Raw genomic sequence first — 15,784 nt, 5'->3', positions numbered from 1 at the left:
GGAGGGTGTGCAGGGCGCGCAGGGATGAGGGCGGCGGGCGCACAGGTGGAGGGCACCGGGCGGGCAAGGCGGGGTGTGCGCGGGGCGCGCAAGGCGGGGGGTGCGGTGCGCGCAAGGCCGGTGGGGTGTGCAGGGCGCGCAAGGCGGGGGGCGCGCAAGGCGGAGGGCCCAAGGCGTGAGCGCGCAGGGCGCGGGCGGTGGGTCAGGCGGAGACGGCGAGCGCCGACGGTGCGGAGCGCGGCCGGGCCGGGCCGGCGTCGCCCGGGGCGGGGACCTGCCGGGCCACCGCGGTGGAGCCCCGGACCACCAGTTCCGGCCGGAACAGGTATTCCGAGTGCGGGGAGGCGTGGCCGTTGATCTCGTCGACCAGGGCGCGTACCGCGGCCACCGCCATCGCCGCCACCGGCTGGCGCATGGTGGTCAGCGGCGGGTCGGTGAAGGCCATCAGTGGCGAGTCGTCGTAGCCGACCACCGACAGGTCGGCCGGTACGGAGAGGCCGCGCTGCCGGGCGGCCCGGATCGCGCCGAGGGCCATCAGGTCGGAACCGCACACGATCCCGGTGACGCCCCGGTCGAGCAGCCGTGCCGCGGCGGCCTCGCCGCCCTCCACACCGAACAGGGACAGCTCGGTCAGCTCGGAGAGTTCGGCGTCGGTCACGTCGGTGAGCCGCTTCATCGCCCCCAGGTAGCCGCCGACCTTGCGCTGCACCGGCACGAACCGGTCCGGACCGGTGATCAGGCCGATCCGGCGGTGCCCGAGGGCGACCAGGTGGGCGACGGCGAGTTCGGCGGCCTCCCGGTCGTCGCAGGAGACGAACGGCGCGGGGATGCCCGGGGCGTACCCATTGATCATGACGACCGGCAGCGGGCGGGCGAGCAGTGCGCGGTAGCGGTCGTGGTCGGCGGCCGTGTCGGCGTGCAGGCCGGAGACGAACACGATGCCGGAGACCTGGCGGTCGAGCAGCATCTCGACGTACTCGTCCTCGCGGACCCCGCCCGGGGTCTGGGTGCACAGCACCGGTGTGAAACCGGTCGGCGCCAGCGCCGACTCGATGATCTGGGCGAACGCCGGGAAGATCGGGTTGTCCAGTTCCGGAACGACCAGGCCCACCAGACCGGCGCTGCGCTTGCGCAGCCGCGCGGGGCGCTCGTAGCCGAGCACGTCGAGGGCGGTCAGCACGGCCTGCCGGGTCTCCGGGGCCACGCCCGGGCGGTCGTTGAGCACCCGCGACACCGTGGCCTCGCTGACTTCGGCCTGCTGGGCGATGTCGGACAGTCGAGCGCGCATGGCGGCACTGTAGCTCACTGAGTAGTTCTTGCGCAGTGCTCGGCAAGTTCTTGCAGATTCGAGCAGTCATGATCGTCGAACCGCTCGGCCGGCTGGTGGGGGACCGGCAGATTTCGCCCATCGCGTCGCTCCGGCTGGGGACGCGCAGGTGACGTACGGTCTCAACGCGATCACCGTGGTGGGATGTTGGCCACGTCGCCGCCCGGTAATTTGTCCCAAAGGCACCATGCGAGGGATTGTCAGATGACAAGACGGGCTCGGTTGTTGCAAGCGCGTTCGCAAGGGGTTTCTAATCCCGAAACTTCTTGCTACCGTCGCGCCGATACCCGGCAGGCAATCTAGGAGCGAACATGCGTCGCACAGCCAAGGGGATCGCCGTACTCGCCTCCACCACCCTTGCTCTCGCCCTCACCGCCTGTGGCGGGGAGGACAAGGCCACGGAGGAGACGCCGAAGGCGGATCCCGCAGCTCTCAACGCCGAACTCACCTGGTGGGACACGTCCGACCCGAAGAACGAGGGTCCGGCGTTCCAGGAGCTGATCACCAAGTTCAACCAGACCTACCCGAACGTCAAGATCAACTACCAGTCGGTCCCGTTCGGTGAGGCGCAGAACAAGTTCAAGACCGCCGCGCAGGCCAAGACGGGCGCGCCGGACATCCTGCGGGCCGAGGTGGCCTGGGTGCCGGAGTTCGCCTCCCTCGGTCACCTCTACGCGCTGGACGGCTCCGAGCTGCTCAGCGACGAGTCGGACTTCCTGGAGACCCCGCTCGCCTCGAACAAGTTCGACGGCAAGACCTACGGCGTCCCGCAGGTGACCGACACCCTGTCGCTCATGTACAACAAGGACCTGCTCACCAAGGCCGGCATCAGCGCGCCGCCCAAGACCTGGGCCGAGCTGAAGACGGTCTCGCAGACCATCAAGCAGAAGACCGGCGCCGAGGGTGTCTACATCAACCCGGCCGGCTACTTCATGCTGCCGTTCATGTACGGCGAGGGTGGCGACCTGATCGACACCGAGTCCAAGAAGATCACCATCAACTCGGAGCAGAACGTCGCCGGGCTGAAGATCGCCAAGGACCTGATCGCCAGCGGTGCGGCCGCCAAGCCGTCCGCCAACGACTCCTACGGCACCATGATGACCCTCTTCAAGGAGAACAAGGTCGCCATGGTCATCAACGGCCCGTGGGAGGTCAACAACGTCAAGACCGCTCCCGCCTTCGGTGGCCTGGACAACCTGGGCATCGCCCCGGTGCCGGGTGGTTCCGCCAAGGCCGGTGGCCCGGTCGGCGGCCACAACTACACGATCTGGTCCGGCATGCCGCAGGAGAAGGTCGACGCGGCCATCGCGTTCGTGAAGTTCATGAGCTCCGCCGAGTCCCAGGCGTTCCTGTCGGAGAAGCTGGGCCTGCTGCCGACCCGCAAGTCGGCCTACGAGCTCGACTCGGTCAAGAACAACCCGATCGTCGCGGCGTACCAGCCCGTCGTCGAGGCCGGCATCGGCCGCCCGTGGATCCCCGAGGCCGGCCAGTTCTTCGGCCCGCTGGACCAGATGGCCACCGAGGTCATCATCCAGAACAAGGACCCGAAGGCCGCGCTCGACGAGGTCGCCAAGAAGTACAAGGCCGAGGTCGTCCCGTCCTACGGGCTCTGACCTGACCGCTGGCGCTGGCAGCGGCCGGCGCACACCTTCGGCATCCGGCAGGGTCGCGTGACCTTCGGGTTCGCGGCCCTGCCGGATCTCTCCCTGGAGCACAGCTGATGACCACTGTGACAGCCGAGCCGGCGCCACCGTCCGTGCCGTCCGGCCGCCGCCCCGCTCGCACCTCCCGGCTGCGCCGCAGCTGGGACAAGCACTGGTACGCCTGGGCCATGGTCCTGCCCGTCGTCATCGTCCTGGCGGTGCTGATCTTCTACCCGCTGTTCCGCGGGATCTGGATCTCCCTGACCAACCTCACCGAGGCCAACCAGGCCGCGGAGACCTGCTTCAAGTCGATCACCGGCGCCGAGGTGTGCGAGACGAACGACAACGCGTGGCGGTTCGTCGGCCTCGACAACTACATAAACGTGCTCTCCGGCAACGTCGGCCAGTTCTGGCAGTGGACCGGCATCACGTTGATCTGGACCGTCGCGTGCGTCGTGTTCCACTACGGCCTCGGTCTCGGCCTGGCCGTCATGCTCAACCGCCCGATGTGGGGCCGTGGCCTCTACCGGGTGCTGCTGGTGCTGCCCTGGGCGGTGCCGGCCTTCGTCAGCGCCTTCGCCTGGAAGTTCATCTTCAACGAGCGCTTCGGCCTGGCGAACTCGCTGCTCACCTCGTTCGGCATCGACCCGGTCGACTGGTTCGCCAACCAGTGGACGTCACTGTTCACCGCCATCATCACCAACATCTGGCTCGGCGTGCCGTTCATGATGGTCGCCCTGCTCGGCGGCATGCAGACGATTCCCGGCGAGCTGTACGAGGCGGCCGAGATCGACGGCGCGTCGGCGTGGCAGCGGTTCCGCAACATCACCCTGCCGGGCCTGCGCCCGGTCAGCATGACGGTGATCCTGCTCGGCACGATCTGGACGTTCAACATGTTCCCGATCATCTTCCTGGTGACCGAGGGACAGCCGGCCGGGGAGACCGAGATCCTGGTGACGGGCGCGTTCAAGGCCGCCTTCGAGGGCATCCGCAACTACTCGCTCGCCTCCACCTACGGCGTGCTGATCCTGTCGATCCTGCTGGTGTTCTCGGTGTTCTACCGGCGGCTGCTGCGCAAGCAAGGCGAGGTGTGGTGACATGAGCCAGCTGACAACCCCGGTGGCGGCGAGTCCCGCGGTGGCCGCGGCGGGCGCGAAGACCCGGGCGGTCAGGCGGCCCGGTCGCAGCCGGCGCAGCCCGGCCAAGTCCCTGCTGCTGCACGGGACGCTGATCGTGGCCTCGCTGATCGCGCTCGGCCCGATCGTCTGGGTGCTGCTGTCCTCGTTCAAGCCCGGGTACGCGGTGCAGAGCAGCGACATCACCCTGGTCAAGGACCCGACCCTGGCCAACTACAGCTACGTGCTGTTCGACACCAACTTCCCGAAGTGGCTGCTGAACTCGGTGATCGTCGCGGCGTTCACGATGCTCATCGGCATCTTCTTCTCGGCCACCACCGGCTACGCGGTGTCCCGGTTCAACTTCCCCGGTCGCCGGCCACTGATGCTGACCTTCCTGGTCACCCAGATGTTCCCGGCGGCCATCCTGATCGTGCCGATCTACACGATCATGGCCCGGTTGGGACTGATCAACACGCTGCCGGCGCTGATCATCGCGTACCTGACCATCGCGGTGCCGTTCTGCGCCTGGATGTTGAAGGGCTACTTCGACTCCATCCCCACCTCGCTGGACGAGGCGGCGGCGCTGGACGGCTGCGGCCCGTTCGCCATCTTCTGGCGGGTCATCCTGCCGCTGGCCCGACCGGCCGTGGCGGTGACCGCCTTCTACACCTTCCTCACCGCGTGGGGCGAGGTGATGTACGCGTCGGCGTTCATCCAGACCGACGACAAGTTCACCCTGGCGTACGGACTCCAGCAGTTCGTGCCGCAGTTCAACCCGCAGTGGGAGTACCTGACGGCGGCGGCGGTGCTGGTCACCATCCCGGCCGGCCTGGTGTTCATGGTCGCCCAGCGGCACCTCGTGGCCGGCCTCACCGCCGGCGGCACGAAGGGCTGACCGGGGGACGACGGTCGCGACGGGGGCGGACACCGACCGGTGTCCGCCCCGTCGTCGTTCGTGGGGTCAGCGGGTGGGTTGCAGGAGCGTGCGGACGCCGGCGAGGTAGGTCTCGCGGTCCGGTCCGCCGGTGAGGACGACCTGGAGGAGCCAGCCCGGCACCAGGGCGAAGAGGGCGGCGGCGACGGCCTCGGGGTCGGCCTCGGCCGATATCTCCCCGGTGCGCTGCGCCTGTCGGGCGAGCGTCTCGAAGTGGCGACGTAAGCCGTTGTACGTGGCGGCGACGAAGGCGCCCAGCGCCGGGTCCCGCTGCGCCTCGCCCCAGACCTGGATGGCGATCCGCAGCACGCCCTCCTCTCCGGCCTGGGTCTCCACGTAGGCCAGAATGCGGTCCAGCGCTTCCAGCAGCGGCAGGGGCGGGTCCTGGCGGATGGTCTCGGCGAGCACCCCACCCGCGCCGCCGATCGCGTCCTCGGCGATGGCCGTGATCAGGTCGGCCTTGCTCGGGAAGTAGCGGTAGACCGCCCCGACGGACAGCCCCGCCTCGGCGATGACGTCCTGCATGGTCGCGCGGTGGAAGCCTTCGCGCAGGAAGCAGCGGCGGGCCGCGTCGACGATCTGGCGACGGCGGGCGGCGAGGTGTTCCTCGGGCACTCGTGGCACGGGACACATCCTAAAGCGAACGCTCGTTCTTGACGCTGCCATCGACCGGGGTGCAGGCTGGACATCAAAGAGAACGAGCATTCGTTTTAAGGAGTGCGCATGTCGGCCCGTACCCGGTCACCCCTGCTGCTCGCCGCCCTCGTGGCCGTCCTGGCGGTCGGCCTCCAGGCGCTGCTCGTACCCCTGTTCGCGGCACCAGCGGCGAACCTCGCGCCGCGCGACCTCCCGGTCGCCGTGGCGGGCCCCGCGCCGGTCGCCGGCGAACTCGCCGGCCGGCTCGCCGCCGTCCGTCCCGCGGCCTTCGCGGTGACCACCGTCGCCGACGCGGCGGCGGCCGATCGGGCGTTGCGCGACCGGGAGGTGTACGCCGCCTTAGTCGCCGGTGAGGACGGCATCTCCCTGCACACCGCCTCCGCCGCCGCACCCGCCGTCGCCGCGCTGCTCACCGAGGCCGCCGGTCAGCTCTCGGCCGGACGGCCGGTACCCGTGGTCGACGTGGTGCCCGGCGATCCGGACGACCCGCGGGGTGCCGGTTTCGCCGCCGGTTTCCTGCCGCTGGCCCTGGCCAGCATGCTCGCCGGGGTGCTGTTGACCCTGCTGGTCCAGGGCCGGGCCGGGCGACTGGTGGGGTTGGTGGCCTACGGCGCCCTCGCCGGCCCGGTCGGCGCGGCCGTGCTGCACGGCTGGCTCGGCGTGATCGACGGCGACCGGCTGGCCGAGGTGGGCGCCATCGGGCTCTTCGCCACTGCCGCCGCAGCGACAGTGGCCGGGCTCGGCGCCCTGCTCGGACGTGTCGGTCTCGGGCTGGGCGCGGTGCTGGTGTTCCTGGTCGGCAACCCGCTGTCCGCGGTCGGTGCCGCGCCGGAGCTGCTCCCGCAGCCCTGGGGGGAGATCGGGCAGTGGCTGCCGGTCGGCGCGGGCGCCACCCTGCTTCGCTCTGCGGCCTACTTCGACGGCGCGGGTGGTGGCCGGGCGCTGGCGGTGCTCACCGGGTACGCCGTGGTCGGCGTCGCCCTGGTCCTGCTGCACCGGGGCGGGCGCCGGCCGGCCGGCGCGGGCGAGGCGACCAGCCCGGGACGGGCCGGCTGAGCGGACCCCCTACTACAAAGCGTCGTTGATGGGGCAGGATGGCGCGCGTGGAAGCTCTTCGACTGATACTTCGCTATGTCCATCTGATCGGCTTCGCGCTGCTGCTCGGCGGGGCGATCACCCAGTACGTCCTGGGCCGGCTGCGGATCAACCCGGCCATGCTGTGGGGCTCGGTGATCATGTTGCTGACCGGCATCGGCCTCTCCGCCCCGCTCCGCGACGGCGACGAGCCCGCTCCGGCGAAGCTTGTTACCAAACTGGTGCTCGCGTTGCTCATCTTTGTCATGGTCTTCTTCTCCCGGAAGCGGGACGCGGTCAACCGGGGCCACTTCCTCGCGATCATCGGGTTGACCCTGGTTAACGCGGCGGTCGCGGTCTTCTGGCGGTAGCTTCGAACGAGGGGAGCGCCCCGGGAAAACGGACGAAAAGCTACGCCCGTACGCCCTCCTGCCGGCACCGAGAGTGATCTGGCCCACCCAAGGGTTACGTAGGGGTAACAGGGCTCCAACGGTCGTGCACAGTTGTCGGCCGGTGGGTGGGCGCGGGCGTACGCTCCCGTCCGTAACGTGGGACGCCGGCGGCGCAGGGCAGGCCGGTCAAGGGCTGCCCGTCGTGTGAACCGCGGCGGGCAATGGGAAGGAGACGTCTTGCGCTCGGTGCGTGGGATGCGGATCGCCTCGATGCTGGCGGTGGGTGGGCTCGTGCTGACCGCCGCCGCGTGTGGCGATGCCCCGGAAGAGAACAACAACGCCGGCGGAGGCGAGAAGTACAACGCCTGCATGGTGACCGATGTCGGTGGCATCGACGACAAGTCGTTCAACACCTCGGCGTGGGCCGGCCTGGAGGCCGCCAAGGCGGAGAACAGCAACATCGAGACCAAGTACACGGCGTCGAAGGCCGAGGCGGACTACGAGGTCAACCTGACCCAGTACGTCAACCAGGACTGCGACTTCATCCTCGCCGTCGGCGGCCTGATGGGCACCGCCACGGAGAAGATCGCGAAGGCGAACCCGGACCAGCAGTTCGGCATCGTCGACGCGAAGGTGGAGTCGACCAACGTCTACCCGATGCAGTTCGACACCGCCCAGGCCGGCTTCCTCGCCGGTTACCTGGCCGCCGGCATGACCAAGACCAACGCGGTGGGCACCTACGGCGGCCTGCCGATCCCGCCGGTGACCATCTTCATGGACGGGTACGCCGACGGCGTCGCGTACTACAACCAGGCCAAGGGCAAGAACGTCCGCGTCCTCGGTTGGGACAAGGCGACCCAGAAGGGTTCCTTCACCAACGACTTCGTGAAGCAGGACGAGGGCAAGAAGGTCAGCGACGCGCTGGTCGCCCAGGGCGCCGACATCATCATGCCGGTCGCCGGCGGCGCCGGCCTCGGCACCACCGGTGCGGCCAAGGCCTCCGGCGGCAAGTACAACACCATCTGGGTGGACGTCGACGGCTGCAAGAGCACCCCGGACTGCCCGGCGATCATCAGCACCGTGGTCAAGAACATCCCGGACGCCGTCAAGGAGGCCGTGCTCAAGGCCGCCAACGGGGAGAAGCTCGAGGCCGACCCGGGCTTCCTGGGCACCCTGGCCAACAACGGCGTCTCGCTCGCGCCGTACAACGAGTTCGACAGCAAGGTCCCGGCCGAGCTGAAGGCGGAGATCGACAAGCTGAAGGCGGACATCTCCGCCGGCACCGTCAAGGTCGAGTCCGCGGCTCAGCCGAAGTGATCCATCCCCGGCCGGCCGCGATGAACGATCATCCGGCTGGTCGGGAGTGGCACGGCACCACGATCGGCCGCTCCGGCGCCGCGGGCACACCGTGGCACCGGGGCGGCCGATCCGCTCCGAACCCCTCGACGGGTCCGCCCCGGCAGCGGCACCCGGGCAGCTACGCTGCACCATCGCTTCGCACTCCAGGAGGTTGCGCTGAGACTCGAACTGCGCGGCATCACCAAACGGTTCGGTGATCTGGTCGCCAACGACCACATCGACCTGACGGTGGAGCCTGGAGAGATCCACGCCCTGCTCGGCGAGAACGGTGCCGGCAAGTCGACCCTGATGAACGTGCTGTACGGGCTCTACCAGCCCGACGAGGGCGAGATCCTGGTCGACGACAAGCCGCTGAAGCTGAGGGGCCCGTCGGACGCGATCGCCGCCGGCATCGGCATGGTGCACCAGCACTTCATGCTGGTCCCGGTCTTCACCGTCGCGGAGAACATCGCGCTCGGCGCGGAGCAGGTCCGCGGCGGCGTCGGCGGCTTCCTGGACCGGCGGCGGGCCCGCCGCGAGGTGGCCGACGTCTCGGCCCGCTACAACCTGCGGGTCGACCCGGACGCGATCGTCGAGGATCTGCCGGTCGGCATCCAGCAGCGGGTGGAGATCGTCAAGGCGCTCACCCGCGACGTGGACCTGCTGATCCTGGACGAGCCGACCGCGGTGCTCACCCCGCAGGAGACCGAGGAACTGCTGACCGTGATGCGGTCGCTCAAGGCCGCCGGCAAGTCGATCGTCTTCATCACCCACAAGCTCGGCGAGGTCAAGGCCATCGCCGACCGGATCACCGTGATCCGGCGCGGGAAGACCGTCGGGACCGCGTCGCCGGAGGCCAGCCGGGACGAGCTGGCCGCCCTGATGGTCGGCCGCAGCGTCCGCCTCACCGTGGACAAGAAGACCGCCGCGCCGGGCAGGCCGGTCCTGGAGGTCGCCGGCCTGGTGGTGGACGACGACCGGCAGGTACGCGCGGTCGACGGTGTCGACCTGACCGTGCACGCCGGTGAGGTGCTCGGCGTGGCGGGCGTGCAGGGCAACGGCCAGACCGAGCTGATCGAGGCGATCATGGGCCTGCGGCCCGCGCTCGCCGGCACGGTCACCCTGGACGGCGCGCAGACGCACGGCTGGTCCACCAAGAAGGTGCTCCGCGCCGGCGTCGGATACGTGCCCGAGGACCGCAGCGTCGACGGTCTGGTCAAGGAGTTCACCGTCGCGGAGAACCTGGTGCTGGACATCTACGACCGGCCGCCGTTCGGCAAGGGTCTGGCGCTGCGGCCGGACGCCATCGCCACGTCGGCGAAGGAGCGGATCGAGCAGTTCGACGTCCGCACCTCCTCGGCCGACGCGCCGGTGGGCACCCTCTCCGGCGGCAACCAGCAGAAGGTGATCGTGGCCCGGGAGCTGTCCCGGCCGCTGAAGCTGCTCATCGCCGCCCAGCCCACCCGCGGCGTCGACGTGGGATCGATCGAGTTCATCCACAGCCAGGTCATCCACGAGCGCGACGCCGGCACCGCCGTCATGGTCGTGTCCAGCGAGCTGGACGAGGTGATCGGGCTGGCCGACCGGATCGCGGTGATGTACCGGGGTCGGATCATCGGCATCGTCGGCCCGGACACCCCCCGCGAGGAGATCGGCCTGCTGATGGCCGGCATCACCCCCGACAGCGGCACGACCGGCACCCCGGCCGTCACCGAGAGCGCGGCTCCGGCCCCCGAGGGCCCCGGCAGCGAGGACAAGGCATGAGCGAGCGGAGCGAGCGAATCATCAGGCTCAGCGCCCTGGTGTCTCATGACGGCACGGAGCGAAGCGGAGTGCCGGCATGAGCAGCGTGAATCCCGGATCCCCGGACAAGGAGCCGGCGACCGAGGCGCAGGCCGCGCAGACCGCGCTCGGCAACACCGAGCAGACCGAGTCGGCGACCACGCCGAAGCAGCCGACCCCGGAGGGCAGGCCGACGCTCGGACGGCTGTTCCTGGACAACCTCTGGGCGGCGAACACCTTCACGGTGACCCTGCTGTCGCTGGTGCTGGCCATGGTCGTCGGCGCGATCCTGATGATCGTGTCCGACCCGGAGGTGCTCGCCACCTACAGCTACATCACCGCCCGCCCGACCGACGCGCTCAACGCGAGCTGGACGCTGGTCAGCGAGGCGTACGGGAACCTGTTCAAGGGTGCCGTCCTCGACCCGGACGCGGTCGGTTTCAACGCGGCGCTCAGCCCGATCTCGGAGACGCTGACCTACACCGCGCCGCTGGTCTTCACCGGCCTGTCGGTGGCGCTCGCCTTCCGCGGCGGCCTGTTCAACATCGGCGCGCAGGGCCAGGCCATCATGGGGGTCATCCTGGCCGCGCTGGCCGGCTTCCTGCTGCCGCTGCCGCCGGGGCTGCACCTGCTGGTCGCGGTGCTCGCCGGCGCGCTGGGCGGGGCGATCTGGGGCTTCATCCCGGGCATCCTCAAGGCGCGTACCGGCGCCCACGAGGTGATCAACACGATCATGCTGAACTACGTCGCGGTGTACTTCCTGACCTGGATCATCGTGCAGAACGGGGTGCAGGACCCGAACCGCGCCGACGCGATCAGCAAGACGGTGGACACCTCGGCCCAGCTGCCCCGGCTGCTCGGCGACGGGCTGCGGGTGCACGCCGGCATCATCCTGGCGGTGCTGGCCACCGCGGCGGTGGCCTGGCTGCTGAACCGCTCGACGCTCGGCTTCGAGCTGCGCGCGGTCGGCGCCAACCCGGACGCCTCCCGTACCGCGGGCATCAGCGTCACCAAGACGTACATCCTGATCATGGTCTTCGCCGGCGCGCTCGCCGGGCTCGGCGGCTCGCAGATGGTGCTCGGCACCACGGCCAGCGCGTTGACCCCGCTGGTGGTGGCCCAGATCGGCTTCGACGGCATCCTCGTCGCGCTGCTCGGCCGGGTGAAGCCGTGGGGCGTCGCGCTGGCCGCGCTGCTGTTCGGCGCCCTCCAGGCCGGTGGCAACCGGATGCAGTCCTACTCCGGCATCTCGCTGGAGCTGGTCACCGTGCTCCAGGCGCTGATCGTCATCTTCATCGCCGCGCCGGCCCTGGTGAAGGCGATCTTCCAGCTCCGGGCCGCGCGGGCCGCCCGGCTCCAGACGAGCCTCGCGAAGGGCTGGTGACCGGAGTGTCCACCATGGCAGTCGAGAACGTCGCGGTCGCCCCGGTCGACCAGGGGTTCTGGACGCGTACCCGCAAGGTCGGCGCGGTGCTGGTCGCGCTCGGTCTGCTCGGCGCGGTCCTGTTCGGGGCGCTCGCCACCGACCAGCAGGCCCGCTTCACCCTCAGCGAGGACTCCGCCGGCGCCGCGCTGGAGATCAACGGCACGGTCGGCGCGATCCTGTTCGGCCTGGTCGCCCTCGCCGCGGGCGCGGCGATGCTCGCCGGGCTGCCCAAGCGCTGGTTCACCCTGGTGCTCGGCGTCGGCCTGGTCGGCTTCCTGCTGAGCTTCCTGTGCTGGCAGGTCTCCGCCGCGCCCACCGGGCAGAACTTCATGCCGCTGGTCAACGTCCTGCGGGGCACGTTCGTGCTGGCCCTGCCGTTGATCTTCGGCGCGCTGGCCGGTGTGCTCTGCGAGCGGTCCGGCGTGGTCAACGTGGCCATCGAGGGGCAGCTGCTGATGGGCGCCTTCAGCGGCGCGCTGTTCGGCAGCATCTCCGGCAGCGTGTGGGTCGGCCTGGTCGCCGCCGCGATCGGCGGCGCGTTCATCTCGCTGCTGCTGGCCGTGTTCGCCATCCGCTACCTGGTCGACCAGGTGGTCATGGGCATCGTGCTGAACCTGCTCGCGGTGGGCGTCACCGGCTTCCTCTACGAGCGGCTGATGCAGACCGACGCGGAGAGCTACAACAGCGCGCCCCGGTTCAGCAACTGGGAGATCCCGCTGCTGTCCGACATCCCGCTGCTCGGCCCGGTGCTGTTCCGCGGGAACATCTTCCTCTACCTCGGCCTGCTGCTGGTGCTGGTGATCCACATCGCGCTGTTCCGCACCCGCTGGGGCCTGCGTACCCGCGCGGTCGGCGAGCACCCCACCGCCGCCGACACGCTCGGCGTCAAGGTGCTCCGCCTGCGGTACCTCAACGTGGTGCTCGCCGGTGTGGTGGCCGGCATCGGCGGCGCCTCCTACACGCTGGCGCTCTACTCGTTCACCAAGAACATGATCGGCGGTAAGGGCTTCATCGCCCTCGCCGCGCTGATCTTCGGCCGGTGGAGCCCGACCGGCGCGCTGCTCGCGGCGCTCTTCTTCGGCTTCGCCGACCAGCTCGCCACCTACCTGAGCGCGATCAACAGCACCATCCCCAGCCAGTTCCTGGCCATGCTGCCCTACCTGGCGACGATCCTGGCGGTGGCCGGGTTGGTGGGTCGGGTCCGGGCGCCGGCCGCCGACGGCAAGCCGTACATCAAGGGCTGACGGGAGCGCGACATGGAGATCGACTGGGAACGGCTGCGGGCCGCCGCGACCGACGCGATGCGGCACGCGTACGCGCCGTACTCGAAGTTCCCGGTCGGCGCGGCCGCCCTGGTGGACGACGGCCGGATCGTGGTCGGCTGCAACGTGGAGAACGCCGGGTACGGGGTGACCCTCTGCGCGGAGTGCGGCGTGGTCTCCTCGCTGCACGCCACCGGCGGCGGCCGGCTGGTGGCGCTGTCCTGCGTCGACGCCACCGGTGAGCCGCTGATGCCGTGCGGCCGGTGCCGGCAGCTGCTGTGGGAGAACGGCGGCCCGTCGTGCCTGGTGGAGGCGAAGGGCGGCCCGTTGACCATGACCGACCTGCTGCCGCACGCCTTCGACGTGGCCGACCTGGACGCGGTGACCGCCGAGGCCCCGGTGCCGGTGGTGCCCGAGCGGGTCGCCGCGTGGCGGGGACGGGGCACGGTCTTCGTGCACCCCGACCTGTCCGCCGGGCAGCAGGTCTGGACGGCGTACTGGGAGCGGTCGGCGGGAGACACCGAGGACGCCGAGACCGGTGTGCTGGAGGAGGGTCCCAGCTGGGACGATCCGGTGGAGGCGGTCACCTGGGGTCTGGCCCGTACGCCCCGGGTCGTGGTGGTGGACGCGGCCGGCACGATCTTCTGGGCCGGCGAGGGTGAGCCGCCGATGGAGATCCCTATCCGCTGGGGTGGTTGAGGTGTGGGGCCCGGGCCCCTCCCCGTAACGGTCCGCCGAACGGAATTCGCACCGACGTTGGAGAGATCTGGTTATGAGTGGTGGTTTTGCGGCGGTTGATGTCATTCGGGCGAAGCGGGACGGGGGTGTGCTCTCCGACCCGCAGATCGACTGGGTGGTGGACGCGTACACCCGGGGGGTGGTCGCCGACGAGCAGATGTCGGCGCTGGCCATGGCGATCCTGCTGAACGGGATGACCGGCCCGGAGATCGCCCGGTGGACCGCCGCGATGATCGCCAGCGGGGAGCGGCTGGACCTGTCTGCGGTCGACCGGCCGACCGTGGACAAGCACTCGACGGGCGGCGTCGGTGACAAGATCACCCTTCCGCTCACCCCGCTGGTGGCGGCGTGCGGCGGGGCGGTACCGCAGCTCTCCGGCCGGGGCCTCGGGCACACCGGCGGCACGCTGGACAAGCTGGAGTCGATCCCCGGCTGGCGGGCGGCGCTGAGCAACGACGAGTTCATCGCCCAGCTCCGGGACGTCGGCGCGGTGATCTGCGCGGCCGGTGCCGGGCTCGCCCCCGCCGACCGCAAGCTGTACGCGCTGCGTGACGTGACCGGCACCGTCGAGGCGATCCCGCTGATCGCCAGCTCGATCATGAGCAAGAAGATCGCCGAGGGGACCGGCGCGTTGGTGCTGGACGTGAAGGTCGGCTCCGGCGCGTTCATGAAGTCGGTCGACCGGGCCCGGGAGCTGGCCCGGACGATGGTCGAGCTGGGTGGCGCGCACGGCGTACGAACCGTCGCCCTGCTCACCGACATGTCCACGCCGCTCGGGCTGACCATCGGCAACGCCGTGGAGGTGACCGAGTCGGTCGAGGTGCTGGCCGGCGGCGGTCCCGCCGACGTGGTGGAGCTGACCCTGGCGCTGGCCCAAGAGATGCTCGCCGCGGCCGGCCTGCCGGACGCCGACCCGGAGGCGGCGCTGCGCGACGGCCGGGCGATGGACGCGTGGCGGTCGATGATCCGGGCCCAGGGCGGCGACCCGGACGCCCCGATGCCGACCGCCGCCGAGGTCGAGGTGGTCCGCGCCGACGCGGACGGTTTCGTGGCCGAGGTCGACGCGTACGCCATGGGGGTCGCCGCGTGGCGGCTCGGCGCCGGGCGGGCCCGCAAGGAGGACCCGGTCAGCGTGCCCGCCGGTGTGGTGCTGCACAAGCGGCCGGGTGACCCGGTGCGGACCGGCGACCCGCTGTACGAGCTGCGCGCCGACGACGCGTCGCGGATCCCGGCGGCGCGGGACGACGCCGCCCGGGCGGTGCGGATCGCGCCGGCGGCGCCCGCCCGGCCGCCGCTGGTCATCGAGCGGATCGGCTGACCCGGCGTTCCATTCGGCGGGACGGTGGGGCTATCCTCCCTGCCCAGGGGGGACCACCGGCGCCGAGCAGTCGTGAAGGACAGGGATTCGCCGTGACCGTACCCGCCCCCGATCCGCGTGCCGTGCGCGAGGCGAGCCTCGACGAGCTGGAGCGGATGCGGTTGCCGCTGCCGCCCGCGCAGTTTCCGCTGGTGTGGGAACCGGGCGACGAGATCGAGCTGCGACCGACCGGCGAGATCGAGGCGCGGATCGCGGTCCTGCACCTGGTCCTGGCGCGCTGTTTCGGGATGCCGCCGCAGGCGGCGATGAGCTGGCTGCTCAGCTCGCACCTGGTGGAGATGGTGACCCCGCCGGAGTGGCAGTTCGTGACCGGCGGCAAGGGCGACCACCGCTCGTTCGTGCTGCACCACGACGCCCTCTTCGCGTTGACCTGGGTGCTCGGCCTCACCAAGCAGCTCGACCCGGCGCTGCCGGTGGACGAGCGGCTGGTGGAACGGTTGCCGCACATTCCCGCCGGGGAGACGTTCGGGCAGTGGCGCACCCGCATCCTGGCCGCGCCGCAGCACCCGGCGGACGCGGCGGCGCTGCTCGATCTGCACTACTGCCTGGACTGGGCCTACCTGGAGGCGGGGAAGGCCGGCCGCACGCTGCCCGGCATGGTCGACGCGAACGCGATCGGCCAGCGCCGGTGGGCGCTGGAGTGGGCGGTGATACTGCGCGGCCCGTACCACGACGAGCCGCCCGGGTGGGAAGAGGTCGACCTCTCCACCTAGGG

The 15,784-nt window shown here is 70.6% G+C and carries 14 protein-coding genes; 12 read left to right on the top strand and 2 right to left on the bottom strand.

The genetic code is table 11. The features are described from left to right. Nucleotides 1–202: 202 nt before the first annotated feature. The gene (locus D7223_RS20980) at nt 203–1,288 is read right to left on the bottom strand and encodes a LacI family DNA-binding transcriptional regulator (protein ID WP_186832277.1); all 1,086 of its coding nucleotides are present in this window, start codon (nt 1,286–1,288) and stop codon (nt 203–205) included. Nucleotides 1,289–1,638: 350 nt separating this feature from the next. On the opposite strand from D7223_RS20980, the gene D7223_RS20975 reads away from it, so the two are divergent. The 3 genes from D7223_RS20975 (at nt 1,639) to D7223_RS20965 (ending at nt 4,983) form a co-directional block, all read left to right on the top strand. After that, nucleotides 1,639–2,940 (top strand): extracellular solute-binding protein, encoded by a 1,302-nt coding sequence (locus tag D7223_RS20975; protein WP_120730109.1) that lies wholly within the window; start codon nt 1,639–1,641, stop codon nt 2,938–2,940. A gap of 107 nt (nt 2,941–3,047) precedes the next feature. Continuing rightward, the gene (locus D7223_RS20970; protein WP_120730108.1) at nt 3,048–4,067 is read left to right on the top strand and encodes a carbohydrate ABC transporter permease; all 1,020 of its coding nucleotides are present in this window, start codon (nt 3,048–3,050) and stop codon (nt 4,065–4,067) included. 1 nt (nt 4,068) lies between these two features. Next, entirely contained in the window at nt 4,069–4,983 is a 915-nt protein-coding gene (locus D7223_RS20965; protein WP_120730107.1) for a sugar ABC transporter permease, read from the top strand. A 66-nt stretch (nt 4,984–5,049) separates the two neighbouring features. Here D7223_RS20965 and D7223_RS20960 read toward each other — a convergent pair whose 3' ends face one another. Next, nucleotides 5,050–5,646 carry a TetR/AcrR family transcriptional regulator gene (locus D7223_RS20960; RefSeq protein WP_186832276.1) on the bottom strand — a complete coding sequence of 199 codons (597 nt, stop codon included), beginning with the start codon at nt 5,644–5,646 and terminating at the stop codon, nt 5,050–5,052. A gap of 99 nt (nt 5,647–5,745) precedes the next feature. Here D7223_RS20960 and D7223_RS20955 point away from each other — a divergent pair, with 99 nt between their 5' ends. From D7223_RS20955 to D7223_RS20915, 9 genes are all read left to right on the top strand, one after another. After that, nucleotides 5,746–6,735 carry a hypothetical protein gene (locus tag D7223_RS20955; RefSeq protein ID WP_120730105.1) on the top strand — a complete coding sequence of 330 codons (990 nt, stop codon included), beginning with the start codon at nt 5,746–5,748 and terminating at the stop codon, nt 6,733–6,735. Nucleotides 6,736–6,782: 47 nt separating this feature from the next. Beyond that, on the top strand, nt 6,783–7,124 hold the full coding sequence (locus D7223_RS20950) for a hypothetical protein (protein ID WP_120730104.1): 342 nt from the start codon (nt 6,783–6,785) through the stop codon (nt 7,122–7,124). Nucleotides 7,125–7,400: 276 nt separating this feature from the next. After that, the gene (locus D7223_RS20945) at nt 7,401–8,462 is read left to right on the top strand and encodes a BMP family lipoprotein (RefSeq protein ID WP_120730103.1); all 1,062 of its coding nucleotides are present in this window, start codon (nt 7,401–7,403) and stop codon (nt 8,460–8,462) included. Nucleotides 8,463–8,627: 165 nt separating this feature from the next. Then, nucleotides 8,628–10,247, top strand: a complete 1,620-nt coding sequence (locus D7223_RS20940) for an ABC transporter ATP-binding protein (RefSeq protein ID WP_120730102.1) — start codon at nt 8,628–8,630, stop codon at nt 10,245–10,247. Nucleotides 10,248–10,323: 76 nt separating this feature from the next. Then, nucleotides 10,324–11,649 carry an ABC transporter permease gene (locus tag D7223_RS20935; protein ID WP_120730101.1) on the top strand — a complete coding sequence of 442 codons (1,326 nt, stop codon included), beginning with the start codon at nt 10,324–10,326 and terminating at the stop codon, nt 11,647–11,649. 5 nt (nt 11,650–11,654) lie between these two features. Then, a complete protein-coding gene (locus D7223_RS20930; RefSeq protein WP_120730203.1) occupies nt 11,655–12,935 on the top strand; it encodes an ABC transporter permease in 1,281 nt (426 codons plus the stop codon). Nucleotides 12,936–12,947: 12 nt separating this feature from the next. Beyond that, the gene (locus tag D7223_RS20925; RefSeq protein ID WP_120730100.1) at nt 12,948–13,652 is read left to right on the top strand and encodes a cytidine deaminase; all 705 of its coding nucleotides are present in this window, start codon (nt 12,948–12,950) and stop codon (nt 13,650–13,652) included. Nucleotides 13,653–13,725: 73 nt separating this feature from the next. Beyond that, on the top strand, nt 13,726–15,009 hold the full coding sequence (locus D7223_RS20920; RefSeq protein ID WP_120730099.1) for a thymidine phosphorylase: 1,284 nt from the start codon (nt 13,726–13,728) through the stop codon (nt 15,007–15,009). 92 nt (nt 15,010–15,101) lie between these two features. Further along, the gene (locus tag D7223_RS20915; RefSeq protein WP_120730098.1) at nt 15,102–15,782 is read left to right on the top strand and encodes a DUF4272 domain-containing protein; all 681 of its coding nucleotides are present in this window, start codon (nt 15,102–15,104) and stop codon (nt 15,780–15,782) included. Nucleotides 15,783–15,784: the final 2 nt, after the last annotated feature.

It is taken from the genome of Micromonospora endolithica, from assembly GCF_003626595.1.
Classification (GTDB): domain Bacteria; phylum Actinomycetota; class Actinomycetes; order Mycobacteriales; family Micromonosporaceae; genus Micromonospora; species Micromonospora endolithica.
This window is presented reverse-complemented; position numbering and strand designations above follow the sequence as displayed.